This window comes from Leifsonia sp. Root1293, assembly GCF_001425325.1.
GTDB lineage: Bacteria > Actinomycetota > Actinomycetes > Actinomycetales > Microbacteriaceae > Orlajensenia.
On record NZ_LMEH01000001.1, the window covers coordinates 687209 to 713664 of the forward strand.

General features: G+C 67.3%; 23 protein-coding genes and 1 tRNA gene. 20 read left to right on the forward strand and 4 right to left on the reverse strand.

Translation table 11 applies throughout. The features are described from left to right. The first annotated feature begins 36 nt into the window (after positions 1–36). Complete coding sequence (locus tag ASC59_RS03100) at positions 37–876, forward strand: GAF domain-containing protein (RefSeq protein WP_055818245.1); 840 nt, start codon at positions 37–39, stop codon at positions 874–876. Continuing rightward, positions 873–1058, forward strand: a complete 186-nt coding sequence (locus ASC59_RS03105; RefSeq protein WP_055818247.1) for a hypothetical protein — start codon at positions 873–875, stop codon at positions 1056–1058. Before ASC59_RS03100 ends, ASC59_RS03105 begins: the two co-directional genes overlap by 4 nt. Before the next feature lie 71 nt (positions 1059–1129). Here the strand turns inward: ASC59_RS03105 and ASC59_RS03110 are convergent. Further along, positions 1130–1210, reverse strand: a tRNA-Leu gene (locus ASC59_RS03110). A gap of 37 nt (positions 1211–1247) precedes the next feature. Here ASC59_RS03110 and ASC59_RS03115 point away from each other — a divergent pair. Further along, a complete protein-coding gene (locus tag ASC59_RS03115; RefSeq protein WP_055818249.1) occupies positions 1248–1856 on the forward strand; it encodes an ANTAR domain-containing response regulator in 609 nt (202 codons plus the stop codon). Positions 1857–1990: 134 nt separating this feature from the next. Here ASC59_RS03115 and ASC59_RS03120 read toward each other — a convergent pair whose 3' ends face one another. Next, complete coding sequence (locus tag ASC59_RS03120) at positions 1991–2413, reverse strand: hotdog fold thioesterase (protein ID WP_055818251.1); 423 nt, start codon at positions 2411–2413, stop codon at positions 1991–1993. A gap of 66 nt (positions 2414–2479) precedes the next feature. Here ASC59_RS03120 and polA point away from each other — a divergent pair, with 66 nt between their 5' ends. The 9 genes from polA to uvrB all read left to right on the forward strand — a co-directional run bounded on the left by polA (position 2480) and on the right by uvrB (position 14708). After that, positions 2480–5161, forward strand: a complete 2682-nt coding sequence (polA, locus tag ASC59_RS03125; protein ID WP_055818253.1) for a DNA polymerase I — start codon at positions 2480–2482, stop codon at positions 5159–5161. Positions 5162–5225: 64 nt separating this feature from the next. Further along, positions 5226–6902: a DUF885 domain-containing protein gene (locus tag ASC59_RS03130; protein ID WP_055818255.1), complete on the forward strand. Its 1677-nt coding sequence runs from the start codon at positions 5226–5228 to the stop codon at positions 6900–6902. A 2-nt stretch (positions 6903–6904) separates the two neighbouring features. Then, a complete protein-coding gene (locus tag ASC59_RS03135) occupies positions 6905–7540 on the forward strand; it encodes a DUF4166 domain-containing protein (RefSeq protein ID WP_055818257.1) in 636 nt (211 codons plus the stop codon). Then, a complete protein-coding gene (locus ASC59_RS03140; protein ID WP_055818259.1) occupies positions 7537–8535 on the forward strand; it encodes an epimerase in 999 nt (332 codons plus the stop codon). Before ASC59_RS03135 ends, ASC59_RS03140 begins: the two co-directional genes overlap by 4 nt. A gap of 110 nt (positions 8536–8645) precedes the next feature. Then, the gene (gene rpsA, locus ASC59_RS03145; RefSeq protein ID WP_055818263.1) at positions 8646–10094 is read left to right on the forward strand and encodes a 30S ribosomal protein S1; all 1449 of its coding nucleotides are present in this window, start codon (positions 8646–8648) and stop codon (positions 10092–10094) included. A 201-nt stretch (positions 10095–10295) separates the two neighbouring features. Then, on the forward strand, positions 10296–11126 hold the full coding sequence (locus ASC59_RS03150) for a hypothetical protein (protein ID WP_055818265.1): 831 nt from the start codon (positions 10296–10298) through the stop codon (positions 11124–11126). Between the two features lie 10 nt (positions 11127–11136). Then, positions 11137–11904: a class I SAM-dependent methyltransferase gene (locus ASC59_RS03155; protein ID WP_055818267.1), complete on the forward strand. Its 768-nt coding sequence runs from the start codon at positions 11137–11139 to the stop codon at positions 11902–11904. Positions 11905–11944: 40 nt separating this feature from the next. After that, positions 11945–12559 carry a dephospho-CoA kinase gene (gene coaE, locus ASC59_RS03160; protein ID WP_055818269.1) on the forward strand — a complete coding sequence of 205 codons (615 nt, stop codon included), beginning with the start codon at positions 11945–11947 and terminating at the stop codon, positions 12557–12559. A gap of 85 nt (positions 12560–12644) precedes the next feature. After that, positions 12645–14708 (forward strand): excinuclease ABC subunit UvrB, encoded by a 2064-nt coding sequence (gene uvrB / locus ASC59_RS03165; protein ID WP_055818271.1) that lies wholly within the window; start codon positions 12645–12647, stop codon positions 14706–14708. A 221-nt stretch (positions 14709–14929) separates the two neighbouring features. Here uvrB and ASC59_RS03170 read toward each other — a convergent pair whose 3' ends face one another. Both ASC59_RS03170 and ASC59_RS03175 read right to left on the reverse strand, forming a co-directional pair. After that, the gene (locus ASC59_RS03170; protein WP_055818273.1) at positions 14930–15385 is read right to left on the reverse strand and encodes a Clp protease N-terminal domain-containing protein; all 456 of its coding nucleotides are present in this window, start codon (positions 15383–15385) and stop codon (positions 14930–14932) included. After that, complete coding sequence (locus tag ASC59_RS03175) at positions 15378–15587, reverse strand: hypothetical protein (protein ID WP_055818275.1); 210 nt, start codon at positions 15585–15587, stop codon at positions 15378–15380. Before ASC59_RS03175 ends, ASC59_RS03170 begins: the two co-directional genes overlap by 8 nt. Before the next feature lie 151 nt (positions 15588–15738). On the opposite strand from ASC59_RS03175, the gene uvrA reads away from it, so the two are divergent. The 8 genes from uvrA (at position 15739) to tpiA (ending at position 26382) form a co-directional block, all read left to right on the forward strand. After that, on the forward strand, positions 15739–18642 hold the full coding sequence (gene uvrA, locus ASC59_RS03180; RefSeq protein ID WP_055818277.1) for an excinuclease ABC subunit UvrA: 2904 nt from the start codon (positions 15739–15741) through the stop codon (positions 18640–18642). A gap of 5 nt (positions 18643–18647) precedes the next feature. Beyond that, on the forward strand, positions 18648–20534 hold the full coding sequence (gene uvrC / locus ASC59_RS03185) for an excinuclease ABC subunit UvrC (protein WP_055818278.1): 1887 nt from the start codon (positions 18648–18650) through the stop codon (positions 20532–20534). A 61-nt stretch (positions 20535–20595) separates the two neighbouring features. Further along, complete coding sequence (gene rapZ, locus ASC59_RS03190; protein ID WP_055818280.1) at positions 20596–21468, forward strand: RNase adapter RapZ; 873 nt, start codon at positions 20596–20598, stop codon at positions 21466–21468. 53 nt (positions 21469–21521) lie between these two features. Next, positions 21522–22499, forward strand: coding sequence for a DNA-binding protein WhiA (gene whiA, locus ASC59_RS03195; protein WP_055818282.1), 978 nt, complete (start codon positions 21522–21524; stop codon positions 22497–22499). Between the two features lie 152 nt (positions 22500–22651). Next, positions 22652–23278 carry a superoxide dismutase gene (locus ASC59_RS03200; protein WP_055818284.1) on the forward strand — a complete coding sequence of 209 codons (627 nt, stop codon included), beginning with the start codon at positions 22652–22654 and terminating at the stop codon, positions 23276–23278. 94 nt (positions 23279–23372) lie between these two features. Beyond that, positions 23373–24380, forward strand: a complete 1008-nt coding sequence (gene gap / locus ASC59_RS03205; RefSeq protein WP_055818286.1) for a type I glyceraldehyde-3-phosphate dehydrogenase — start codon at positions 23373–23375, stop codon at positions 24378–24380. 8 nt (positions 24381–24388) lie between these two features. Next, positions 24389–25603, forward strand: a complete 1215-nt coding sequence (locus ASC59_RS03210; RefSeq protein WP_055818288.1) for a phosphoglycerate kinase — start codon at positions 24389–24391, stop codon at positions 25601–25603. Continuing rightward, complete coding sequence (tpiA, locus tag ASC59_RS03215; protein ID WP_055818290.1) at positions 25594–26382, forward strand: triose-phosphate isomerase; 789 nt, start codon at positions 25594–25596, stop codon at positions 26380–26382. The genes ASC59_RS03210 and tpiA overlap by 10 nt, the downstream gene beginning before the upstream one ends. Positions 26383–26456 lie beyond the last annotated feature (74 nt).

Sequence of the window (26456 nt, forward strand, 5' to 3'; positions counted from 1 at the left end):
CGCTCCGATGACGGTGGGTCCGCCTACCGTGGAGGTATGAGCGAACGCACACCGGGACGATGGAAGAGGGTCGGTCTGACGACCCTGCGCATAGCCGTCCTGGCCGTCGTCGCAGCCGGTGGGCTGGTGCTCGAGGCCCGACAGGACGCCGGGGGCGACTTCCTCGACGGCTTCAGCTGGCAGTGGTTCTTCACGGTCTCCGGATGGGCGCTGATCCTGCTGGGAATCGTGGCGCAGGTCGTCTGGGGATGGCGGGTCGACCTCATCGAGGCCCGCAACACCACCGACGTCGCCCAGATCCGGGTGACGATGAAGGACGCACTGAAGCCGGTGCTCGCGAAGGTGTCAGAGATGCCAGACCTCGACGCCGACGGCCGGGCCGCGCAGTTGGCCGTCGTGGCATCCGATGCCTCATGGGCACTGGCGACACTGCTGCTCAGGCATGTCGATCGCGCGCGGGTCGGCGTCTACGGGATGTCCGGTGACGGCACTGCCCTGCGCATCGTGGGATACGGCGGACGCGGCGAGAAGCCCGGAGAATTCCTGGCGGGCCGTCCCGGCGCCGACCTGGCACTGCGCCGGGTCAAAGACGGTTCGCCGCTGATCGTGCACGACCGACGCGAGGATCCGCCGCCCGGCTGGGACCGCGAGAGCGCCGAGTGGCGCTCCTTCGTGTCGGTGCCGATCATCAGCAACGACGGCTTCGCCTACGGCATGTTGAACGTCGATTCCCCCAGCGAGGAGATGTTCCAGGACACCGAGCAGCAGATCGTGTCGGTGGTTGCCGAGATACTCGCCATAGCATTCGCTCTCGCCTTCCCGAAGAGCGAACGACGGACTCCAGCCAGGGGTCGAGAGGTAGGAGCACGAACATGAGCACAGTGTCCATGGCTGGCCCGCCGAGTGCCATCGGTCGCGTGCGGGTGAGCAATCACACACGCATCGAGACCCCAGACCTGAGTGATCGTTCTGCGGTCGAGGCGATCTTCGCGGATGCCGCACGCATCGTGCGGGCGGAACGCGCGCGTCGCAGGCCCTGGAGCCGCGAGGCCCGCTGAGAAGGGGCGCGGCCATGTGCCGAAACGGCTCGGCTTCTGGGCCAACCTTCTGTGTTCAGCTGTTCTGATCGTGCCGGTGGTGGGACTCGAACCCACACGTCTCTCGACAAAGCATTTTGAGTGCTCCGCGTCTGCCATTCCGCCACACCGGCGCACGAGCCTGCATCAGGATACCGTAGGCTTTCCGACGTGACTGACGCAGATACCTCCACTGTTCCCCCTCGGCGCGTCGTCGTCGCAGAGGATGAGTCCCTCATCCGTCTCGACATCGTCGAGATCCTCCGCGACAACGGCTTCGACGTCGTCGGAGAGGCCGGAGATGGCGAGACTGCGGTGGCTCTCGCGACCGAGTTGCGCCCCGATCTCGTCATCATGGACGTCAAGATGCCGAAGATGACGGGCATCCAGGCTGCCGAGCAGTTGTCCAAGAATCACATCGCTCCGGTCGTGCTGCTCACCGCTTTCAGCCAGAAGGAACTCGTCGAGCAGGCCAGCGAGGCGGGCGCCCTCGCCTACGTCGTCAAGCCGTTCACTCCGAACGACCTGCTGCCGGCCATCGAGATCGCACTCGCCCGCTACGCGCAGATCATCGCCCTGGAGGCCGAGGTCGGCGACCTCGTCGAGCGCTTCGAGACCCGCAAGCTCGTCGACAGGGCCAAGGGCCTGCTCAACGAGAAGATGGGCCTGTCGGAGCCCGAGGCGTTCCGCTGGATCCAGAAGGCGTCGATGGACCGCCGTCTCACCATGCACGATGTCGCCCAGGCGATCATCGAGCAGCTGGCTCCCAAGAAGGCGTAGCAGTCCCACCGCTCGCTGAGGCCCGGCTCCCGCTGATCGAGTAGTGCCCGACGCAGTCGGACACGTATCGAGATCACGCATCGGCGGATCTCGGTACACCTGCCTGCTCCGCTGGCGGCAGACGGGCGTGCCGCTCAGCGAGCGGGAAGCTCCTTGATCAGGTTCGTGATCCTGATGGTCGAGCAGCGCCGGCCCTGGTCGTCCGAGATGGCGATCTCGTGCGTCGTCAGCGTGCGCCCCAGGTGGATCGGCGTGCAGACGCCCGTGACCCACCCGCTCGTCGCGGAGCGGGTGTGCGTGGCGTTGATCTCGATGCCGACGGCGAGCTTGCCCTCGCCCGCGAAGAGGTTCGCGGCCATCGATCCGAGGGACTCGCCCAGCACGACGTAGGCGCCGCCGTGCAGGAGCATCGCCGGCTGGGTGTTGCCCTCGACCGGCATCCGTGCCACCGACCGCTCGACCCGGAACTCGGTGAACTCGATCCCCATCTTCTCGGCCAGGGCTCCCATGCCTCGGGTCTGAACCCAGTCGATCCTGTCGGGGGTCTCGTCGCTCATCGTCGCCTGTCGGTCGGGGCATCCGCCGTGCCGGAGCGTGTCGGATGCGGCTTGTAGTCTGGGGTCGTGTCAGACGCCGAAAAGCCTACCCTCCTCGTCATCGACGGCCACTCGCTCGCGTTCCGGGCCTTCTACGCCCTCCCCGTCGACAGTTTCCGCACCCGCGACGGACAACACACGAACGCCATTCACGGCTTCCTGTCGATGCTCCTGCTTCTCCTCCAGAACGAGAAGCCGACCCACATCGCCGTGGCATTCGACATCTCTCGGCACTCGTTCCGCACCCGCGAGTACGCGGAGTACAAGGGCACCCGCGGTGAGACGCCGCCCGAGTTCATCGGCCAGATCCCCCTCCTGCAGGACGCCCTCGCCGCGATGAACATCGTCACGGTCGAGAAGGAGGACTACGAGGCCGACGACATCCTCGCCACCTTCGCGAAGCAGGGTGTCGAACAGGGCTTCCACGTGCTGCTGGTCTCGGGCGACCGCGACACGATCCAGCTCGTGAACGAGAACGTCACTCTGCTCTACCCGAACTCGCAGGGCGTCTCCCAGCTGAAGCGCTACGACCCCGCTGCGGTCGAGGAGCGCTACGGCATCCGGCCCGAGCAGTACCCCGAGGTCGCCGCCCTCGTCGGCGAGACCAGCGACAACCTGCCCGGCATCCCGAAGGTCGGGGAGAAGACCGCCGTCAAGTGGCTGGGGCTGTACGGCTCGCTGCAGGGAATCCTCGACAACGCCGACGACATCAAGGGAGTCGTCGGCCAGAACCTCCGCGACAACCGTGAGAACGCGGTACGCAACCGTCGCCTGAACCGCCTCATCGACGACGTGGAGTTGCCGGTCGGCCCGAGCGACCTGACGCGCCAGAAGATGAACGAGGAGGCCGTGCGCGAGATCTTCGGCCGCCTGGAGTTCCGCACCCTGCTCGATCGGGTCTACAAGCTCGAGGGCAGCGGAACCACGAGCGGCGCCGAGGGTGCCGCCGAGATCGCCGCGGCGGCACCGGGCGTCCCGCCGACGCCGACTCCGCGTCTCCTCCTCGACGAGGAACTGCAGGACTGGCTCGAGAAGGCGACCGCCGCGAACCCCGACGGCCTCGGCCTGACCGTCGAGACGCTCGACGGCAAGGTCATCGGTTTCGGCGTCGCGAGTTCCACCGAGGTGCTCGATGTGCCGTGGCAGGCCGGGCGGGCCGACTACCTCGCGTTCGAGACCTGGCTCGCCAGCGACGCCCCCAAGATCCTCACCGACGCCAAGCCGCAGCTCAAGGCGCTGAAGCGCAGCGACCTGGCCTTCGGAGGCCTGCGCACCGACAACCTGGTGGCCGGTTGGCTGCTGCGTCCGAGCCTGCAGGAGAAGAACCTCGCCCAGCTCGTGCAGCGCTACCTGCACGAGGTCATGCCCGAACCTGACGCGAACCAGCTGGTGCCCGACGACTCTGTGGTCGCCGGACCGCCCATCCAGGCCTGGTACAGCCTGCGGGTGGCCCCCGTCCTCCTCGGCGAGCTCTCGGAGGGCTCGCGCAGCGTGCTCACCGACATCGAGATCCCCGTGCTCCTCGCGCTCGTCGACATGGAGCTCCGCGGTGTCACGGTCAGCCACGAGCAGCTCGCCGCCCTCTCCAGCGAGCTCGCCGAGAAGGCAGCCGGCCTCGCCGCGTCCGCCTACGCCGAGATCGGCCGCGAGGTGAACCTCGGTTCGCCCAAGCAGCTCCAAGACGTGCTGTTCGACCAGCTGGGCATGCCGAAGACCAGGGCGAACAAGACGGGGTACTCGACGGATGCCGGGGCCCTCGCCGACCTGCAGGAGTCGAACCCGCACCCCTTCCTCGACCTGCTGCTCCAGCATCGCGACGCGACGAAGCTGCGCCAGATCGTCGAGACGCTCGACAAGGCCATCGACGCGACAGGCCGCATCCACACGACCTACGTCCAGGTCGGCTCGGCCACTGGACGCATCTCCTCCAACGACCCGAACCTGCAGAACATCCCGGTGCGCACCGAGGAGGGGCGCCGCATCCGTGCCGCCGTCCAGGCCGGCCCGGGCTACGAGACCCTGCTCACGGCCGACTACTCGCAGATCGAGATGCGCATCATGGCGCACCTCTCGGGCGACCCCGGCCTCATCGAGGCCTTCAACTCCGGCGAGGACCTGCACAGGTTCGTCGGGGCTCGCATCTTCGGGGTCGAGCCTGAAGACGTCACCGCGCTGCAGCGCACGAAGGTCAAGGCCATGTCGTACGGCCTGGCCTACGGCCTCAGCGCCTTCGGCCTGTCGAAGCAGCTCCGCATCGACACAGCGCAGGCCAAGCAGCTCATGGGCGACTACTTCGAGCGCTTCGGCGCCGTGCGCGCCTACCTCCGCCAGGTCGTCGAGCAGGCCAAGGTCGACGGATACACCGAGACGATCTTCGGTCGCCGTCGGCCCTTCCCCGAGCTGGCCAGCCCGAACCGCGTGCTGCGCGAAGGCGCGGAGCGTGCGGCGCTCAACTCGCCGATCCAGGGCTCGGCCGCCGACATCATCAAGATCGCGATGATCGGCATCGAGAAAGACGTGACCGAAGCCGAACTGGGTTCGCGGATGCTGCTGCAGGTGCACGATGAGCTGATCTTCGAGGTCGTCGAGGGCGAGTGGGACCGGCTCGAGCAGATCGTGCGCGGTCGGATGGCCGGCGCGGCTGAGCTGCTGGTTCCGCTCGAGGTGCAGGTCGGCCGCGGAAACGACTGGGATTCCGCCGCCCACTGACCTCGCGCCGCGCCGCACTGACGGGTGCGTGCGGCGGGATGCCCCCAGCCCATAGGCTCGAAGAATGACGGCTGACTCCGCGCGCACCCCCACTGCCATCGACCGCATCGCCGAGGACTGGGTCGACACCCTCGTGGTGCTCGAGCCGACTCTCGGCACCTACATCGGGCGTACGGAGGTCAACGACAGGTTCGCCGACCTGTCGCCGGCGGGCCGCGACGAGGTCGTCGACGCCGGTCGGGAGGTGCTCTCCGCTCTGGAGTCCGCTTCTCCGGTGGACGATGTCGACAGCGTCACCCAGGCCGACCTCTCGAGTGAGCTGCGGCTCGCCATCGAGAGCCACGACGCCCGCCTGCACCTGCGGGACCTCAACGTGATCGCCAGCCCCGTGCAGGACCTCCGCGACGCCTTCGACCTCATGCCCACGGACACGGTCGAGGACTGGGAGACGATCGACAAGCGCCTCGCTGCCCTTCCGGCGGCCCTCGACGGCTACATCGAGACCCTGCGGGAGGGCATCCGCGAGGGCGTCACCCCGGCGAAGCGCCAGGTGCGCGAGGTGCTGACGCAGGCCCGCAAGCTCGCGGCGAACGACGGCTTCTTCTCCAGCTTCGTCGCCGACGCGGAACTGGCCGATGGCGACCTTCCGGCCTCGCTGGCGAAGCAGCTCTCCGCCTGCGCCGGGGCCTCGGCCACCGCCTACGGCGAACTCGCCGAGTTCCTCGCCACCGAGCTCGAGCCCGCCGCCACGGAGCGCGACGCCGTCGGCCGCGACATCTACGCCCTTCAGTCGCGCCACTTCCTCGGCGCCACCATCGACCTCGACGAGACCTACGAGTGGGGCATCGACGAGCTCGCCCGCATGGTGGCCGAGCAGGAGTCGATCGCCCGCGAGATCAAGCCCGGAGCCTCGGTGCAGGAGGCGATCGAGTTCCTCGACGGCGACCCCAGCCGCAAGCTGCACGGAACAGACGCCCTGCAGCGCTGGATGCAGGAGACCAGCGACCGCGCCGTCGCAGAGCTCGGCGCCACCCACTTCGACATCCCCGAGGAGATCCGCACCCTCGAGTGCATGATCGCCCCCACCCAGGAGGGCGGCATCTACTACACCGGGCCCACCGACGACTTCTCCCGCCCCGGCCGCATGTGGTGGTCGGTTCCCGTCGGAGTCACCGAGTTCGACACCTGGCGTGAACTCACCACCGTCTACCACGAGGGCGTTCCCGGGCACCACCTGCAGATCGGGCAGGCCGTCTACAACCGGGCCAAGCTCAACACCTGGCGCCGTCAGCTGGCCGGCACGTCCGGCCATGCCGAGGGATGGGCGCTCTACGCCGAGCGGCTCATGGAACAGCTCGGCTATCTCGACGACCCGGCTGATCGACTCGGCATGCTCGATGGCCAGCGGATGCGCGCGGCCCGCGTCGTGCTCGACATCGGCGTGCACCTCGAGAAGCAGCGCCCCGACGGCAACGGCCCGTGGACCGCCGAGTACGCCCTCGAGTTCATGCGCGCGAACGTGAACATGAGCGACGAGTTCATCAGGTTCGAGGTGAACCGCTACCTCGGCTGGCCGGGACAGGCGCCGTCCTACAAGGTCGGCCAGCGCATCTGGGAGCAGCTGCGCGACGACGCGGCCGCGCGCGAAGGCTCGTCGTTCTCGATCAAGGAGTTCCACCGCCGGGCCCTCGACCTGGGCGGCGTCGGCCTCGACACGCTCCGCTCCAGCCTGCTCGGCTGAGAGTGACGCCTCCTCCTTCTCCCTACGAACGCGCGCTGGGCGCTTCGGTCGCGGAGCTGCATCCGCGTCTCCGCGCCTACTTCTCAGCCGTCCCGACCGGATCGATCGGCCGGGGCAGCGGCGTGTTCGATGTCGTGGGCACGCCGAGGCTGTGGACCTGGCCGGTGCTCGCCGTGCTCGGTCGTGCGGGGGTGGTGTTCCCGACCTGGGAACGCGACGTGTCGTTCACCGTCGAGAATCGCGCGACCGTCGACGGCGCCGTCATCGCCCGACGGGCCTTCGACCTGTGCGGCGGTGAGCGCATCATGGTCGACAGGGTGTCGATGACCCCGATCGGGCTCGTCGACGAGCTCGGCACCGGCGGCAGCGGGGGAGTCGTGCGGGCCGCGTTCCGGGCTGAGGTCGTCGACGGTGCCCTCGTTCTCCACTCGATCAGGGTGGGCATCAGGCTCGGTCGGCTGCGCGTCGAGCTGCCGCGATCGTGTGCGCCTCGCGTCACACTGATCGAGCGGTTCGACGACGCCGACGAGAGGCAGCACGTCTCGGTGACGATCGATCTGCCCGTCATCGGGAGGCTCTATGAGTACTCCGGATCGTTCGAGTACGCCGTCCACAGTGAAACCGAGGGGGAGAAATGACGCGAAGAGTCGTCATCGCCGGTGCGTCCGGCTTCATCGGACAGGTCCTGGTGGCCCGGTACGAAGCCGCCGGGTGGACCGTGAGCACGATCGGGCGCTCCGGAGCGGACGCGCAGTGGGGCGACTCCGCGCGCATCACCGCCCTGCTCGACGGCTCCGAGCTGCTCATCAATCTGGCTGGGAAGAGCGTCAACTGCCGATACACGGATGCGAACCGGGCCGAGATCCTCCGCTCACGGGTCGAGACCACGGCGGAACTGCGCCGATCCGTCGCCGCGGCGGCGTCGCCTCCGGCACTCTGGGTGAACTCGTCGACGGCGACCATCTACAGGCACGCCGAGGACCGACCGATGACGGAGAGCACAGGCGACCTCGGCACCGGATTCTCCGTCGCCGTCGCGAGCGCCTGGGAGACCGAGCTCTTCACCGACGAGCTGCCGGCCACCCGACGGGTGGCACTGCGTCTCGCGATCGTGCTCGGCGACGGAAGTGTCATGCCGCCGCTGGTGAGGCTCGCGAGGTTCGGCCTCGGAGGCCCGCAGGTCGACGGCCGCTGGTTCGCCACACGCGCGCGCCGAAGGAACGGAACGCAGCACGAGTTCCGGGCACAACGCGGTTCTCAGAAGTCCAGCTGGATCCACATCGACGACGTGGCCGGCATCATCGACTTCCTGGTGGACCACCCGGAGATCGGGGGAGTCGTGAACGCAGCCTCCCCGCATCCGTCGGACAATCGCACCGTCATGGCGACGCTGAGGCGTGTGCTCGGCGTGCGCGTCGCCCTGCCCGCCTACCGCTGGATGCTCGAGCTCGGCTCGGCCGTGATCCGCACCGAGACCGAGCTCGTGCTGAAGAGCCGCTGGGTGGTGCCGGAGCGCCTGGTCGCGGCCGGCTACCCCTTCATCTGGCCCGATCTGGAGCCGGCGCTCCGTGACATCCTGGAGCCGCGAGTGGCCGCAGAGGGTGGTTTGCGATCGGCCCCTCGAAACAGGTAGTCTGGAACGTCACATTTGTGACATCTATCCGCACGCCTCTCGCGGAAAACTCTTCTGAAGCAACATCCCTGCGAGCGGCCTGATCCTGTCCGTACTGGAGCAACTACTACATGACAACCGCAACGACCGAGAAGGCAACGAAGCAAGTCGCCATCAACGACATCGGCTCAGCCGAAGACTTCCTTGCAGCGGTCGAGAAGACACTGAAGTTCTTCAATGATGGAGACCTCATCGAGGGCACCGTCGTGAAGATCGACCGCGACGAGGTCCTCCTCGACGTCGGCTACAAGACCGAGGGCGTCATCCCCTCGCGTGAGCTTTCCATCAAGCACGATGTCGACCCCTCCGAGGTCGTCAACGTCGGCGACACCGTCGAGGCCCTCGTTCTCCAGAAGGAGGACAAGGAAGGCCGGCTCATCCTGTCGAAGAAGCGTGCTCAGTACGAGCGTGCATGGGGCGACGTCGAGAAGATCAAGGAGGCCGACGGTGTTGTCACCGGTTCGGTCATCGAGGTCGTCAAGGGTGGACTCATCGTCGACATCGGACTCCGCGGATTCCTCCCGGCATCGCTCATCGAGCTTCGCCGCGTGCGCGACCTCACGCCGTACCTCGGCCAGGAGATCGAGGCCAAGATCCTCGAGCTCGACAAGAACCGCAACAACGTGGTCCTGTCGCGCCGCGCCCTGCTCGAGCAGACGCAGTCCGAGAGCCGCACCACCTTCCTGAACAACCTCCACAAGGGACAGGTCCGCAAGGGCGTCGTCTCGTCGATCGTCAACTTCGGTGCGTTCGTCGACCTCGGCGGCGTCGACGGTCTCGTGCACGTCTCGGAGCTCAGCTGGAAGCACATCGAGCACGCCAGCGAGGTCGTCGAGGTCGGTCAGGAAGTCACCGTCGAGATCCTCGAGGTCGACCTCGAGCGCGAGCGCGTGTCGCTGTCGCTCAAGGCCACCCAGGAGGACCCGTGGCAGGTGTTCGCCCGTACCCACGCGATCGGTCAGGTTGCTCCGGGTAAGGTCACCAAGCTCGTTCCGTTCGGTGCGTTCGTGCGCGTCGCAGACGGCATCGAGGGCCTCGTGCACATCTCCGAGCTCTCCGGCAAGCACGTCGAGCTCGCCGAGCAGGTCGTGTCGGTCGGCGAAGAGGTCTTCGTCAAGGTCATCGACATCGACCTCGAGCGTCGCCGCATCTCGCTCAGCCTCAAGCAGGCCAACGAGGGTGTCGACCCCGAGGGCACCGAGTTCGACCCGGCGCTCTACGGAATGCTCACCGAGTACGACGACGAGGGCAACTACAAGTACCCCGAGGGCTTCGACCCGGAGACCAACGACTGGCGCGAGGGCTTCGAGACCCAGCGCGAGAAGTGGGAGCAGGAGTACGCAGCTGCCCAGGCTCGCTGGGAGGCTCACAAGAAGCAGGTCGCAACGGCCAACGACGAGATCGCCGCGGCTCCTGCCGCTGCAGGTTCCTCGTTCACGAGCGAGTCGGCTTCCGCCGGAACGCTCGCTGACGACGAGTCGCTCGCCGCGCTTCGCGAGAAGCTCTCCAGCAACAACTGAGTCCGTCTGACGGAGTGAACGGCCGGGTCCATCTGGACCCGGCCGTTTTCGTCTGTCCGGTGCCGACGACTGCACTCCCGATGTGGCCACCTTTGGGGTGACGGATGCCCGCCTGCAGGCATTCGCCCCGTGTTAGCGTGACTCGTCCCATCCTCCCGACCGAGGCGAGCCCGCTTCGGAACGCCCACCGAAGGACCTCGTGTGAAGCGCTGGATCCTCATCACCGCAGCCCTCGTGGTCGGCGTGATCGCGGCTGTCGTCGCGCTTCCGGGCGTCGTGGGCACCAGTTATGCGGCGTGGAACGCGACGGCACCCGTGACGACCGGGATCTCGGCCGGAACGTGGGCAGCGACCCCGGTCGCCGGTCCGGTCACCGCGGGCTCCGGCCCGACGAAGATCATCGCGCTGAACTGGCAGTTGTCGAGCCCTGTGCAGTTCTGCACCTCCGGACTCAAGGTGGGCACGACATCGAGCACCCCCGTTCCCTGGGTGCTCAGCATCGACACCAAGCAGGCGCCGTTCAACGGCGCCGCCCCCACCCAGGTCGAGCCGACCGCGACACTGAGCGGACCGAACGCGAACGGAATCCTCACGATCACGGGGGCGAACTCGATCTCGGGTGCTCAGACGCAGGACGTCACCATCTGCCTGTACACCGGAGGCATGCCTCCAGCGGTCGCCACCGCCGGCCCGTCGACGTACACGGTGGGAGCCTTCGGCATCACGAGCTACAACGGCTTCGACTACGCGTGCATCAGTGGAACCGTGACGGGCTACTCGGAGTTCTACGTCGGCTGGACCGCGACGCTCGACTGGGACGCCCTTCTCGCGGCGAAGTACGGCCGTGGTTCGACGGAGTACAAGGCCCTCATCGTGAAGCCGCTGGGGTCATGGGCTGCCACCTCGCCGCGCGGTGGCGGGACCATGGCGGTGACCCGCAGCGGCAACGTGTACACGGGCACGGGGAACGACGGCTGGACCAGTTCCGGAATCAAGTCGGGTGAGACGCAGGTCGTGACGGCCTGCACCTAGGCTGTCCGGCATGGTTCGCGATTCACGTCACGCAGCGTCGTTCGGCGAGAACGCCGGGGGCTACGACGCGCATCGTCCCTCGTATCCGCTCGAGACCGTGCGCTGGCTCGTCGGTCACGAGGCGCGCGCGACGGGCGCCCACAGCGGTGGACTCGACATCCTGGACCTGGGCGCAGGCACGGGCAAGCTCACCGAGCGGCTCGTCGAGTTCTCGGCATCCGTCACCGCCGTCGACCCGTCGTCGGAGATGCTCGAGATCCTGAGCGAGCGGATGCCGCAGGTGCGCACCCTCGTCGGCTCGGCCGAGGCGATCCCTGTGCCCGACGCCTCCGTCGACCTGGTGACGGTCGCCCAGGCGTGGCACTGGGTCGACCCCGAGGCCGCGTCGCAGGAGGTGCTGCGCGTGCTCCGGCCCGGCGGCCGACTGGCCCTCATCTGGAACACCCGTGACGATGCGATCCCCTGGGTGGACGCCCTGTCTGCCGCCATGCACCGCGGACTGCACGAGGCGACCGCGTACCACCCGACTCTCGGAGCCGGGCTCGAGCTGGCCGCCAAGAGGGAGGAGCGCTGGACGTCTCGCACCACGCGCCAGGGGCTCCTCGACCTCGCGACCACGCGCAGCTACTACCTCACGGCGTCCCAGGCCGAGCGCTCGGCCATGCTCGAGCGCATCGAGCGCGTGCTCGACTCCCACCCCGAGACGCGGGCGCCCGAGATCCTGCTGCCGTACGTCACCGAGGCCTGGATCGCAGAACCGTGGGTGGCCGAGTGCTGATCCCCGGCGCCGAGCCGGGCCGACGAGTAGGATCACGACTGTGTATCTCATCGGTCTGACGGGCGGAATCGCCTCGGGGAAATCCACCATCGCGCGGCGCCTCGTGGAGCACGGTGCCGTGCACATCGACGCCGACCAACTGGCACGCAAGGTCGTCGAGCGCGGAACAGAGGGACTCGCCGAGGTGCGTGAGGCCTTCGGTGACGCGGTGCTCGCACCAGACGGCAGCCTCGATCGAGCTGCTCTCGGGGCACTCGTGTTCTCGGATGCCGCAGCTCTCGAGCGGTTGAACGGCATCATCCACCCACGGGTGCGCGCCCTCTCGGCGAAGTTGTTCGCCGCAGCGGAGGCCGCGAAGCCCAACGCCGTCGTGGTCTACGACGTGCCGTTGCTCGTCGAGGCGGAGGTCGATCATCCCTTCGACCTCATCGTCGTGGCCCACGCCACGAAGAAGACCAGGGCCCAGCGCCTCGTCGACCTCCGCGGCTTCTCCGAGGAGCACGCGCAGGCTCGCATCGACGCCCAGGCGTCTGACACCCAGCGACTGGCGATCGCCGACGTCGTGATCGACACCGACGGCACCATGGGCCACACCGTCAGCCAGACGGATGCTCTCTGGGCTCGCGTGCGCGAAGAGCTGGCCGCTCGGGGCTAGTCCGCTCCCGCTTCGGCCGGCGTTGTCCGCCGTGAGCGGAGCCCGCCCCGTCGAAGTGTCGGTGGGCGAACCTAGACTTGAAACCATGCAACCGACACGTTCCGTGCGCCCTTTCGAGGTCATCAGCGAGTACACGCCGAGTGGTGATCAGCCCACGGCGATCGCCGAACTTGCGGGCCGCATCAACGCGGGCGAGACCGACGTGGTGCTGCTCGGTGCCACCGGAACGGGCAAGTCGGCCACCACGGCCTGGCTCATCGAACAGGTGCAGCGCCCGACCCTGGTCCTCGCCCACAACAAGACCCTGGCGGCGCAGCTCGCGAACGAGTTCCGCGAGCTGATGCCTAACAACGCCGTCGAATACTTCGTCTCGTACTACGACTACTACCAGCCCGAGGCCTACGTCCCGCAGACCGACACCTTCATCGAGAAGGACTCCTCGGTCAATGCCGAGGTCGAGCGCCTGCGTCACTCCACCACCAACTCGCTGCTGAGCCGCCGCGACGTCATCGTGGTCTCGACGGTCTCCTGCATCTACGGCCTCGGAACGCCCGACGAGTACATGAACGCCATGATGGCGCTGCAGGTCGGGCAGCGGGTCGACCGGGACTGGCTCATCCGCAAGTTCGTGTCGATGCAGTACCAGCGCAACGATGTCGACTTCTCGCGCGGCAACTTCCGGGTGCGCGGCGACACCATCGAGATCATCCCGATGTACGAGGAGCTGGCGATCCGCATCGAGATGTTCGGTGACGAGATCGAGGCGCTCTACAGCCTGCATCCGCTCACCGGCGACATCGTGCGCAAGCTCGATGCCGTCGCCGTGTTCCCCGGCTCGCACTACGTGGCGTCGACCGACGTCATGCAGCGGGCCATCGGCACGATCCAGACCGAACTGCACGAGCGGCTCATCGAGCTCGAGCGGGAGGGCAAGCTGCTCGAAGCTCAGCGCCTGCGCATGCGCACGTCGTTCGACCTCGAGATGATGGAGCAGATCGGCTTCTGCTCCGGCATCGAGAACTACTCACGGCACATCGACGCCCGCGCGCCGGGCGAGGCTCCGCACTGCCTGCTCGACTACTTCCCCGACGACTTCCTGGTCGTCATCGACGAGTCCCACGTGACGGTGCCCCAGATCGGAGCCATGTACGAGGGCGACTCCTCCCGCAAGCGCACTCTCGTCGAGCACGGCTTCCGGCTGCCGAGCGCCCTCGACAACAGGCCGCTCAAGTGGAACGAGTTCAAGGAGCGCGTCGGCCAGACGGTGTACCTCTCGGCAACGCCCGGCCGCTACGAGATGGGCATCGCCGACGGTATCGTCGAGCAGATCATCCGTCCGACGGGTCTCGTCGATCCGCAGATCGTGGTGAAGCCCTCGAAGGGCCAGATCGACGACCTGCTCGAGGAGATCAGGCTGCGAGCGGCCAAGGACGAGCGCATCCTGGTCACGACGCTGACCAAGAAGATGGCCGAGGAGCTCACCGACTTCCTCACCGAAGCCGGCGTGCGGGTGCGGTACCTGCACTCGGATGTCGACACCCTGCGCCGCGTCGAACTCCTCACCGAGCTCCGGGCCGGCGTCTACGACGTGCTCGTAGGCATCAACCTGCTGCGTGAGGGTCTCGACCTCCCCGAGGTCTCCCTCGTGGCGATCCTGGATGCCGACAAGGAGGGCTTCCTCCGGTCGTCGACCTCCCTCATCCAGACGATCGGTCGTGCCGCCCGCAACGTCTCCGGCGAAGTGCACATGTACGCCGACGTGATGACCGACTCCATGACGAAGGCCATCGAGGAGACGACGCGTCGACGCGAACGACAGGTCGAGTACAACACCCTCAACGGCATCGACCCCACGCCGCTCCGCAAGCGCATCGCCGACATCACCGATGTGCTGCAGCGCGAGGAGGCCGACACCGCGGAGCTCCTGCGTGGACGCGACGCCCGCAAGAAGGCGCCGACGCCCAACCTCAGGCGTGAGGGGATCGCCGCCGCCGGCGCCAACCAGCTCGAGGACCTCATCGCCGACCTCAATTCGCAGATGCTCGAGGCTGCCGGGGAGCTCAAGTTCGAGCTCGCCGGGCGCCTGCGCGACGAGCTCTCCGATCTGAAGCGGGAGTTGCGGCAGATGGAGAAGGCCGGCCACATCTAGGCTCGCGTGGCGCGTAGTCGCGGTGGGCATCGTTGGTTGATTCCGTGGGTCGCGGTGGGGCCGGCTCCACCGAAGTCCCGCCCAAGGATGCCCGCCGAACCCCGGACTTCGGCGAAGCCGGCCCCACCGCTTGCTTCGCTCGCGAGTCGCTGAAGCGGACTTCGGCGGAGCCGGCCCCCACCGATTGCTCCGCTCGCGAGTGGGGACCGTAGTCCAGGCGATCAGGCTTGGAGCCTCGCGCGCAGCTGCTTCGCATCGACGTCGAGGCGGGCGAGGAGCATCGTCGCCGGATCCGAGTCCGGACGGTCGAGCAACGCGAGCACGAGGTGACGGAGTTCCATCCGACGGGCGCGCTCGACCACCGCGTACTCGAGCGTGCGCTTCATGACGACTTTCGCTCCCGCCGTGAAGCGCGGTCGCGGAGCGCCGACGGCGGGGGAGAGCGGCCCGTAGGCTGCGACGTCGACTCCGACCAGCGCCAGAGCTTCGCGGTCCGCCTGGTCGGCCGCCGCTTCAGCGTCGGCCGCCTCCACCCCGACGGCATCGACGATCGTGGCATCGCCGAGCGCCGCCATGAGCAGGTGCTCGGTGCCGAGACGCCGATCGCCGCGACGGCCCGCGATCTCGATCGAGCGCACGACGGCGTTCCTGGCCTCCACTGCGAACCGTTCAAACATGACGTTCCTCCTTCGCGTACTTCGCGTGCACCGACTGGCGGGTGATGCCGAGCGCGTCCCCGATCTGCTCCCACGACCACCCGGCAGCACGTGCCGCTGCCACATGGGTCGCCTCGACGCGCGACGCAAGCCGATGCAGCGCCTGCACCGCCAGCAGCCCGACCGCCGGGTCCATCTCCTCGTTCTTCGCTTCGGTTCCCATTCCGTCAGTCTGAACTGACAACGCATGGTTGTCAACTCAGACTGACAAAGGTCTTCTGCCGCACGCCAAGCGCGCCTTGGAGCAGGTGCCGTTCGCTGTGGGCACGTGCCACTCGGGGAAGAGTGTCAGTGGGGCCTCGTAGACTTTCAGGGTGTCTGTGTCAAAGGTCGAAAACCACTCCCAACTGAGCGTTCGCGGTGCCCGCGTGCACAATCTCCAGAACGTCGACCTCGACATTCCGCGTGATTCCCTCGTCGTCTTCACCGGGCTCTCGGGATCGGGCAAGTCATCCCTCGCGTTCGACACGATCTTCGCCGAGGGCCAGCGTCGCTACGTCGAATCGCTGTCGGCCTATGCCCGCCAGTTCCTCGGCCAGGTCGACCGTCCCGATGTCGACTTCATCGAGGGCCTCAGCCCCGCAGTCTCGATCGACCAGAAGTCGACGAACCGCAACCCGCGCTCGACCGTCGGCACGATCACCGAGATCTACGACTACATGCGCCTGCTCTGGGCACGCATCGGCGTGGCCCACTGTCCCATCTGCGGCGAGACGATCCAGCGCCAGACCGTGCAGCAGATCGCCGACCAGCTCATGGAGCTGGATGCCGGCATCCGCTACCAGGTCGTGAGCCCCGTCGTCTCGCAGAAGAAGGGCGAGTTCGTCGACCTGTTCAAGGAGCTGGCGGCATCCGGATACTCCCGTGCGATCGTCGACGGCGAGACCATCCAGCTAAGTGAGCCTCCGGTGCTGAAGAAGCAGGTCAAGCACGACATCTCGGTCGTCATCGACCGCCTCGTCGCCGGCCCCGAGATCCTCGGGCGACTCACCGACTCGCTCGAGACCGCACTGCGCCTCACCGACGGCCTCGTCAGCATCAACTATGTCGACGCGACGGGTCCCGACGCCTGGCAGAACTTCTCCGAGAAGCTGTCGTGCCCCAACAACCACCCGATCCAGCTCACCGAGATCGAGCCGCGCACGTTCTCGTTCAACGCTCCGTTCGGAGCCTGCCCCGAGTGCTCCGGCCTCGGCACCCGCATGTCGGTCGATGAGGACCTGCTGCTCGGAGACCATGAGCTCAGCATCGCCGAGGGCGTCATCCTGCCGTGGACCTCGCAGGGCAAGAGTCTCTACAACTACTACGAGAAGCTGCTCGAGGGTCTGTCCCGCGACCTGAAGTTCTCGCTCAAGACCCCGTGGAGCGAGCTGCCGGCGAATGCCCGCAACGCCGTGCTGCGCGGCGAGAACTTCGAGGTGCGCGTCAAGTGGCGCAACCGCTACGGCCGGGAGATGAGCTACACCTCGGGCTTCGAGGGTGTCGTGCCCTACATCGAACGCCAGTACCTGCAGGCCGAGACCGACGTGCAGCGTGCGCGTTGGTCGGAGTACCTGCGCGAGGTGCCGTGCCCGGTCTGCGACGGCAAGCGGCTGAAGCCCGAGGTGCTCTCGGTGCTCATCCACGGGTCGAGCATCGCGGATGTCGCCGAGCTCAGCCTCACCGACGCCCGCGGCTTCATGGACCAGATGGTGCTCACCGACCGCGAGCAGACCATCGCTGCGCAGGTGCTCCGCGAGATCAAGGTGCGCCTCGACTTCCTCATCAGGGTCGGCCTCACCTACCTCAACCTCTCCCGCGCCGCAGCCACCCTCTCCGGCGGTGAGGCGCAGCGCATCCGTCTGGCCACCCAGATCGGTTCCGGGCTCACCGGTGTGCTCTACGTGCTCGACGAGCCCAGCATCGGCCTGCACCAGCGGGACAACCGCCGACTCATCGAGACGCTCCTCGCGCTCCGCGACCTCGGAAACACCCTCATCGTCGTCGAGCACGACGAGGACACCATCCGCACGGCGGACTGGATCGTCGACATCGGCCCCGGCGCTGGTGTGAACGGCGGCAAGGTGGTGCACTCGGGGTCGTACGACGACCTGCTCGCGAACCACCGCTCGCTCACGGGTGACTACCTGTCCCGGCGCAAGGAGATCATCACGCCGCACACCCGGCGAAAGATCGACAAGGACCGCATGATCAGCGTGGTGGGCGCCGAGGTGAACAACCTGCGCAAGGTCACGGTCGACTTCCCGCTCGGCACCTTCACTGCCGTCACCGGCGTGAGCGGTTCCGGCAAGTCGTCGCTGGTCAACGATGTGCTCTATCGCGTGCTGGCGAACAAGCTCAACGGAGCCCGAAAGCTTCCTGGCAAGCACACCCGCGTGACCGGACTCGACCACCTCGACAAGGTGGTCCATGTCGACCAGGCACCGATCGGCCGTACTCCGCGATCGAACCCCGCCACCTACACCGGAGTGTTCGACCGCATCCGCAACCTGTTCGCCGAGACGAATGAGGCCAAGGCCCGCGGATACCTTCCCGGGCGGTTCAGCTTCAACGTCAAGGGCGGACGCTGCGAGGCGTGCTCCGGCGACGGAACCATCAAGATCGAGATGAACTTCCTGCCCGACGTCTACGTCGCGTGCGAGGTCTGCGGCGGCTCGCGCTACAACCGCGAGACCCTGCAGGTGCACTACAAGGGCAAGAACATCTCCGAGGTGCTCGAGATGCCGATCAGCGAGGCTGCCGAGTTCTTCGAGCCGATCAGCGCGATCCACCGGTACCTCAAGACCCTCGTCGACGTCGGCCTGGGTTACGTCACGCTGGGCCAGAGTGCCACGACGCTCTCGGGCGGTGAGGCGCAGCGGGTGAAGCTGGCGACGGAGCTCCAGCGCCGCTCCAACGGTCGCAGCGTCTACGTTCTCGACGAGCCGACCACCGGCCTGCACTTCGAGGACGTGCGGAAGCTGCTCATCGTCCTCAACGGGCTCGTCGACAAGGGCAACACCGTGATCGTCATCGAGCACAACCTCGACGTCATCAAGTCGAGCGACTGGGTCATCGACATCGGTCCGGAGGGTGGATCCGGCGGAGGCCAGATCATCGCGACGGGCACGCCTGAGGCCGTCTCGCGCAGCAAGAAGAGCCACACCGGCCAGTTCCTGCGCGAGGTCCTCGAAGCTGATGCGGAGAACCACGGCGTCATCGCCCGAGTCGCGGGCTGAGGCCCATGGCGAACGTCCTGTCCTACCGACCGAAGGCGGGGGAGATCCCCACCCAGCCCGGGGTCTACCGGTTCCGCGACGCCACGGGCCGGGTGCTCTACGTCGGCAAGGCGAAGAACCTCCGCGCTCGGCTCAGCAACTACTTCGCGCCCCTGCACACCCTGCACGAGCGCACCCGGCGCATGGTGACCACCGCTGCCGGTGTCGAGTGGACCGTCGTCGGAAACGAGGTGGAGGCGCTCCAGCTCGAGTTCACCTGGATCAAGGAGTTCGACCCTCCGTTCAACGTCATGTTCAAGGACGACAAGTCCTACCCCTACATGGCGGTGACCCTCGGGGATGAGGCCCCGCGGGTGCTGGTGACCCGCAACACCAAGATCCGCGGAGCACGCTACTTCGGGCCGTATCCGAAGAAGTGGGCCGTCGACGAGGTCATCGAGCTGATGATCAAGGCGTTCCCGATCCGCACCTGCAAGGACTCGGACTACAAGCGCGCCATGCAGTCCGGCAAGCCGTGCTTCGCCGGCCAGATCGGGCGCTGCTTCGGCCCGTGCTCCGGCAAGGTCACCGTCGAGGAGCATCGCGAGGCCGTCAAGCGATTCGTGTCCTTCATGGCCAACCAGGATCGCCGCATGGTCGCCGAGCTCACGCAGGAGATGAAGGCGGCATCCGAAGAGCAGAACTACGAACTCGCCGCCCGCCGTCGAGATCAGGTGGTGGCCCTCGAGGCCGTGCTCGAGAAGAGCGCCGTGGTGCTCCGCGACTCCGTCGACATCGACCTCTTCGGCATCGTGCACGACGAGTTGGCGGCGGCGGTCCAGCTCTTCGTGGTGCGTGGCGGCCGCATCCGCGGTGTCCGGGGCTGGGTCGTCGACAAGGAACTCGACATGTCGATGGCCGAACTGGTCGACTCGATCGTGCCGCAGGTCTACGCCGAGGGTCTCACGCCACCGCGGGAGATCGTGGTGCCCGAGCTGCCAGAGGATGCGCCGGCGCTCGAGAGCTGGCTCGAGGCGCGCAGTCCAACGAAAGTGCGACTGCGTGCTGCCCAGCGCGGAGACAAGGCCGCCCTGCTGGAGACCGCGAACCAGAACGCCGGCCACGCGCTCATGCTCTACAAGACGCGTCGCAGCGCCGACTTCACCTCCCGATCGAAGGCCTTGGAGGACATCCAGGAGGCATTGGGCATGTCCGAGGCGCCACTCCGTATGGAGTGCTACGACGTGTCCCACCTGAGCGGAACCAACGTCGTCGCCTCGATGGTCGTCTTCGAGGACGGCCTGCCGCGCAAGGACGAGTACCGGCGGTTCAACATCCCCGAGACCACAGACGACACCGACTCCATCCACAGGGTGCTGACGCGTCGGCTCGCCTACCTCACCGATCCCGAGTCCGAGCCCGATCCGATCGAGGTCCTGACCTCCGACGGTGTGGTCGAACCGGCGAAACGTCGGAAGTTCAGCTACAGCCCGAACCTGCTCATCGTCGACGGCGGCCAGCCGCAGGTCGCTGCTGCCGAGCGGGCACTGCGGGAGTCTGGGGTCACCGGCATCCAGCTCTGCGGCATCGCCAAGCGTCTCGAGGAGATCTGGCTGCCGGACTCCGACTTCCCCGTGATCCTGCCGCGCAACAGCGAGGCGCTCTTCCTGTTCCAGCGCATCCGTGATGAGGCACACCGTTTCGCCATCACGCACCAGCGCACGAGACGCAAGCGCGACATCGCCTCGGTGCTCGGCGAGGTGCCCGGCCTCGGGCCATCGCGCGTACGCGAACTGCTGCGGCACTTCGGCTCCGTCGCACGCCTCAAACTCGCGACAGCCGAGGAGATCGCCGAGGTGCCCGGCATCGGTGCGACCCTTGCGGGGGCCATTCGAGCCCATCTCGACGCCTGAGCGGCCGCGGGTCGGTAGGCTGTAACCTCACACCCCCTAGAACGAAGGCGCATTCGAAGCCATGACGGACGTCGAGCAGAAGGAAGTCCTCATCATCACGGGGATGTCCGGTGCCGGCCGATCCACAGCCGCCGACGCGCTGGAGGATCTCGGCTGGTACGTGGTCGACAACCTTCCCCCGCAGATGCTGCGGCCCCTGGTCGAGCTCGTCGAGCGCGCATCATCGGGGCTCCCGAAGATCGCGGCCGTCGTCGACATCCGCGGCCGTGACTTCTTCGACGAGATCAGCGAGATGATCAGCGTGCTGCGCGGCGGCACCGAGCTGAGGGTCGTCTTCCTCGACGCGACGGATGCCGCCCTCGTGCGGCGCTTCGAGTCGGTGCGCCGACCGCACCCGTTGCAGGCCGACGGCACCCTGCTCGACGGCATCGGCGAGGAACGTGCGCGCCTCGGAGCGATCCGCGAGGCCAGCGACATCGTCATCGACACCTCCGAGCTGAACATCCACCAGCTCGCCATGACCGTGACCGACCTCTTCGCCGAGGAAGGCGCAGCCGAGGTGCGGGTCACCATCGTGAGCTTCGGATTCAAGTACGGGGTGCCGGCGGATGCCGACCACGTCGCAGATGCACGCTTCCTGCCGAACCCGTTCTGGGTGCCGGAACTGCGGGCGCAGACCGGTCTCGACGCCCCCGTCAAGGAGTTCGTGCTCGGCCAGCCGGGAGCACGCGAGTTCATCCAGCGGTATGCCGCAGCCCTGGAGCCGGTACTCGCCGGCTACAGCCGCGAGAACAAGCGCCACGCGACCATCGCCATCGGGTGCACGGGCGGCAAGCACCGCTCCGTCGCCCTCGCCAGAGAGCTCGCCCACGAGCTGGAGCAGATCCCCGGGATCGGCGTGAGCGTGAAGAACCGCGACCTCGGTCGCGAGTAGCTTCACCTCGAACCCGACGTACGACGACAGAACGCAACAGAATGGAACATCGATTGGCTCTCACAGCCGACGTCAAAGAGGAACTCGCACGCACCGAGATCAACCGCACCACGGTGCGTGCCGCGGAACTCGCCACGGTCCTGCGTTTCTCCGGCGGCCTGCACCTCATCTCGAGCCGCATCGCCGTGGAGTCGGAGCTCGACTCCGCGCTTATCGCGCGCCGGGTTCGCAAGGACCTCGCCGAGCTGTACGGCGTGCGCAGTGACGTCTCCGTCGTCGCAGCAACAGGCCTCCGCCGCACCAGCCACTACCTCGTGCGCGTGCTCGACGGCGGTGAGACGCTCGCCAGGCAGACTGGCCTGCTCGACGCTCGGCGCCGACCCATCCGCGGCCTGCCGAACCGCCTGACCACAGGCTCCCGCGAGGAGATCTCGGCCGTCTGGCGTGGCGCGTTCCTCGCCAGCGGAAGTCTGACCGATCCCGGCCGCTCAGCCGCCCTCGAGGTCACCTGCCCCGGCAACGAGGCCGCCATGGCCCTCGTCGGTGCCGCCGGCCGGCTCGGGATCCCGGCCAAGGCCCGCGAGGTGCGCGGCGTCCACCGTGTCGTCATCCGCGATGGCGAGGCGATCAGCTCGATGCTCGTCGCCATGGGGGCCACAGACACCGTCCGCAACTGGGAGGAGCTGCGTCAGCGCCGCGAGGTGAGGGCGACGGCCAACCGCCTCGTCAACTTCGACGATGCGAATCTGCGTCGTTCAGCCCAGGCGGCGGTCGCAGCCTGCTCGCGTGTCGAGCGCGCGCTCGAGATCCTCGGTGACGACGTGCCGGACCACCTGCAGTACGCGGGCGACCTGCGCCTGCGGTTCCGCGACGCGAGTCTCGACGAGCTCGGTCACCACGCCGAGCCGCCGATGACGAAGGATGCCGTCGCCGGCCGCATCCGTCGCCTGCTGGCGATGGCGGACAAGAAGGCCGTCGACCTGGGGATCCCGGACACCGAGGCGAACCTGCCCGCAGACCTCGACGACTGACGCCGACCCGGCAGACGTCGGCGTGTGTCAACCCCGGGAAGCATTCCGGGGCCGTTCTCGTTGCCGTCACTAGACTGGAAAAGTCGCCCTCACGGGCACCTCGATCGCCACGCGCGACGCGCGTGGCTCCACTAGGAGGATGAACAACGCACATGGCTGACTACACGCTGCCGGAACTCGCCTACGACTACTCGGCCCTCGAGCCGAGCATCAGCGGCACCATCATGGAGCTGCATCACTCGAAGCACCACCAGACCTACGTGACCGGCGCGAACACCGCCCTGCAGCAGCTCGCCGAAGCCCGCGACAGCGGAAACCTCGCGAACGTGAACAAGCTCGAGAAGGACCTCGCGTTCAACCTCGGCGGTCACGTGAACCACTCGATCTTCTGGACCAACCTCTCGCCGGACGGCGGCGACAAGCCCACGGGCGAGCTGGCTGCAGCGATCGACGACAACTTCGGCTCCTTCGACAAGTTCCAGGCACACTTCACTGCCACGGCGCTCGGCGTCCAGGGCTCCGGGTGGTCGGTTCTGGCCTGGGACTCGATCGGCCAGCGGCTCATCATCGTGCAGTTCTTCGACCAGCAGTCCAACTTCCCGGCCGGCACGATTCCGCTCCTGATGCTCGACGTCTGGGAGCACGCGTACTACCTCGACTACAAGAACGTGCGGGCCGACTACGTCAAGGCGTTCTGGAACATCGCCAACTGGGCGAACGTGGAGCAGCGCTTCGTAACGGCGCGAGAGAAGACCTCGGGCCTGCTGCTACTGTCATAGCGGATGGGTCGTCCTGGCGGCCCAGGACACCGTCGTCCGGTTCTGTTCACCATCAAATACGCGCATCTCGCGCCATCTGCAACAGGAGTCATTCGTGTCCGTAAAAATCGGAATCAACGGATTCGGCCGTATCGGCCGTAACTACTTCCGCGCCGCCCTCGCCAAGGGAAGCAACCTCGAGCTCGTGGCGGTGAACGACCTCACCGACAACAAGACGCTGGCACACCTGCTCAAGTACGACTCGATCACGGGTCGCCTCGACGCCACCGTCGAGTACGACGACGAGAACATCATCGTCAACGGCAAGTCCATCCGCGTCTTCGAGGAGCGCGACCCCGCGAACCTTCCCTGGGGCGAGCTGGGCGTCGACATCGTCATCGAGTCGACCGGCCGCTTCACCAAGTCGGACGACGCGCGCAAGCACATCACCGCCGGCGCCAAGAAGGTCCTCGTGTCGGCTCCCGCCACGGGCTCCGACGTCGCGACGATCGTGCTCGGCGTGAACGAGGCGACCTACGACGCCTCGGTCCACGACATCATCTCGAACGCCTCCTGCACGACGAACTGCCTCGCGCCGCTCGCCAAGGTGTTCAACGACGAGTTCGGCATCGAACGCGGTCTCATGACCACGGTTCACGCCTACACCGCCGACCAGAACCTGCAGGACGGCCCGCACAGCGACCTGCGTCGTGCCCGTGCCGCCGCCCTCAACATCATCCCCACGTCGACCGGTGCGGCGAAGGCCCTCGGCCTCGTCCTGCCCGAGCTCGTCGGCAAGCTCGACGGCTACGCGCTGCGCGTTCCGGTTCCGACCGGTTCGATCACCGACCTCACGGTCACCGCCTCACGTCCCGTCACGGTCGAAGAGGTCAACGCCGCATACAAGGCAGCCGCAGAGGGCCCCCTCAAGGGCATCCTCAAGTACACCGAGGACGAGATCGTCTCCAGCGACATCGCCGGCGACCCGCACTCGTCGATCTTCGACGCCGGACTCACCAAGGTGATCGGCGACCAGGTCAAGGTCGCCTCCTGGTACGACAACGAGTGGGGATACTCCAACCGTCTCGTCGACCTCGCCGAGTACGTCGCCGAGCAGCTGTAAGGGCTGGCGTGTCGCTTCGCACCATCTCGGAACTCGGGCCGCTCGCCGGCACGCGTGTCATCGTCCGCTGCGATCTGAACGTCCCCCTGAAGGACGGGAAGATCACGGATGACGGCCGCGTGCGGGCGTCGGTGCCGACCCTGACCGCCCTGCTCGAGCAGGGCGCGAAGGTCGTCGTCATCTCCCACCTCGGTCGTCCCGATGGTGCCCCCGACGCGCAGTACAGCCTGGCGCCGGTCGCCGAGCGGCTCTCGGAGCTGCTCGGCCGGCCGGTCGCCTTCGCGACCGACACCGTGGGGGAGTCTGCGGCATCCGTCGTCGACGCCCTCGAGGACGGCGACATCGCCGTGCTCGAGAACCTCCGCTTCAATGCCGGTGAGACGGCGAAGGACTCCGCGGACCGCGTCGTCTTCGCCCAGAAGCTCGCGGCATTCGGCTCCGTCTTCGTCTCGGACGGCTTCGGTGTCGTCCACCGCAAGCAGGCGAGCGTCTTCGAACTCGCCGAATTGCTGCCGAGTGCCGCCGGAACTCTGATCGAGGCGGAACTGACCGTTCTCGAGAAGCTCACCCGCACCCCAGAGAAGCCGTACGCGGTCGTCCTCGGAGGCTCGAAGGTCTCCGACAAGCTCGGCGTGATCGGTCATCTCCTTCCGCGCGTGGACTCTCTGCTCATCGGTGGCGGCATGCTCTTCACCTTCCTCGCGGCCCAGGGCCACAAGGTGGGTGCGAGCCTGCTCGAGGCCGACCAGATCGACACGGTCAAGGGCTACCTGACCGAGGCCGAGCGTCTCGGCGTGCAGATCGTCCTGCCGACGGATGTCGTGGTCGCGTCGAAGTTCGGCGCAGACGCGGAGCACGTCGTGACGGCGGCCGACGCCATCGAGGAGACCCCGTTCGGTGCCTCCGGCCTGGGCCTCGACATCGGCCCGGACACCGCGGCTCGCTTCGCGGAGGTCATCCGCGGATCGAAGACGGTGTTCTGGAACGGCCCCATGGGCGTGTTCGAGCTCGAGCCGTTCGCGGCAGGGACGCGCACCGTCGCCGAGGCCCTCACCCAGGTCGACGGCCTCAGCGTCGTCGGTGGTGGCGACTCCGCCGCCGCCATCCGCTCCCTCGGGTTCGCGGATGACGACTTCGGACATGTGTCAACGGGAGGCGGCGCCAGCCTCGAGTTCCTCGAGGGCAAGCACCTCCCCGGCTTGGAGGTACTCGGATGGCACTGAATCGCACCCCGCTGATCGCGGGCAACTGGAAGCTCAACCTCGATCACCTGCAGGCGATCGCGTTCGTGCAGAAGCTCGCGTGGAGCCTCGACGACGCGAAGCACGACTTCGCCGGCGTCGAGGTGGCGGTCTTCCCGCCGTTCACCGACCTGCGCAGCGTGCAGACCCTCGTGGCCAGTGACAAGCTCCCCATCGCCTTCGGCGCCCAAGACCTGTCCGCCCACGACTCCGGCGCCTACACGGGCGAGATCTCCGGAGCCTTCCTCGCGAAGCTCGAGTGCAGCTACGTCATCATCGGCCACTCCGAACGACGCACACTGCACAACGAGACCGACGAGGTCGTCGCAGCGAAGGTCCAGGCCGCGCTCCGGCACAGCCTGGTTCCCATCATCTGCGTCGGCGAGACGGCCGAAGACCTCGAGACGCACGGTCCGAGTGCCGTGCCGGTCGCCCAGTTGCGTGCCGCCCTCGCCGGCGTCACCAGCGCAGCCGATATCGTCGTGGCGTACGAGCCGGTCTGGGCCATCGGCTCCGGCCAGGCCGCGACGCCCGACCAGGCCGAGCAGGTGGCAGCGGCACTGCGTGCAGTGCTCGTCGAGCTCCTCGGCGACGACGTCGCAGCCAAGACCCGCATCCTCTACGGCGGATCGGTGAAGGCGGCCAACATCGCCGGCTTCATGCGCGAGCCGAACGTCGACGGTGCCCTCGTCGGAGGCGCGAGCCTCGACCTCGACGAGTTCGCCAGCATCGCGCGCTTCAAGCAGCACGTCGGCCTGTAACGATCCAACGCGGCGGGTGGTCCGGGTTCCCGGGCTGCCCGCCGCGTGCCGTTATACTGGCCAGAGTTCTTCCG

Bases quoted from the DNA above. Each gene is read 5' to 3' on its own strand.
- ASC59_RS03100 (WP_055818245.1), top strand. From the start codon at position 37: ATGAGCGAACGCACACCGGGACGATGGAAGAGGGTCGGTCTGACGACC.
- ASC59_RS03105 (WP_055818247.1), top strand. From the start codon at position 873: ATGAGCACAGTGTCCATGGCTGGCCCGCCGAGTGCCATCGGTCGCGTG.
- ASC59_RS03120 (WP_055818251.1), bottom strand. From the start codon at position 2,413: ATGAGCGACGAGACCCCCGACAGGATCGACTGGGTTCAGACCCGAGGC.
- ASC59_RS03130 (WP_055818255.1), top strand. From the start codon at position 5,226: ATGACGGCTGACTCCGCGCGCACCCCCACTGCCATCGACCGCATCGCC.
- ASC59_RS03140 (WP_055818259.1), top strand. From the start codon at position 7,537: ATGACGCGAAGAGTCGTCATCGCCGGTGCGTCCGGCTTCATCGGACAG.
- rpsA (WP_055818263.1), top strand. From the start codon at position 8,646: ATGACAACCGCAACGACCGAGAAGGCAACGAAGCAAGTCGCCATCAAC.
- ASC59_RS03155 (WP_055818267.1), top strand. From the start codon at position 11,137: ATGGTTCGCGATTCACGTCACGCAGCGTCGTTCGGCGAGAACGCCGGG.
- uvrB (WP_055818271.1), top strand. From the start codon at position 12,645: ATGCAACCGACACGTTCCGTGCGCCCTTTCGAGGTCATCAGCGAGTAC.
- ASC59_RS03170 (WP_055818273.1), bottom strand. From the start codon at position 15,385: ATGTTTGAACGGTTCGCAGTGGAGGCCAGGAACGCCGTCGTGCGCTCG.
- ASC59_RS03175 (WP_055818275.1), bottom strand. From the start codon at position 15,587: ATGGGAACCGAAGCGAAGAACGAGGAGATGGACCCGGCGGTCGGGCTG.
- uvrC (WP_055818278.1), top strand. From the start codon at position 18,648: ATGGCGAACGTCCTGTCCTACCGACCGAAGGCGGGGGAGATCCCCACC.
- rapZ (WP_055818280.1), top strand. From the start codon at position 20,596: ATGACGGACGTCGAGCAGAAGGAAGTCCTCATCATCACGGGGATGTCC.
- ASC59_RS03200 (WP_055818284.1), top strand. From the start codon at position 22,652: ATGGCTGACTACACGCTGCCGGAACTCGCCTACGACTACTCGGCCCTC.
- tpiA (WP_055818290.1), top strand. From the start codon at position 25,594: ATGGCACTGAATCGCACCCCGCTGATCGCGGGCAACTGGAAGCTCAAC.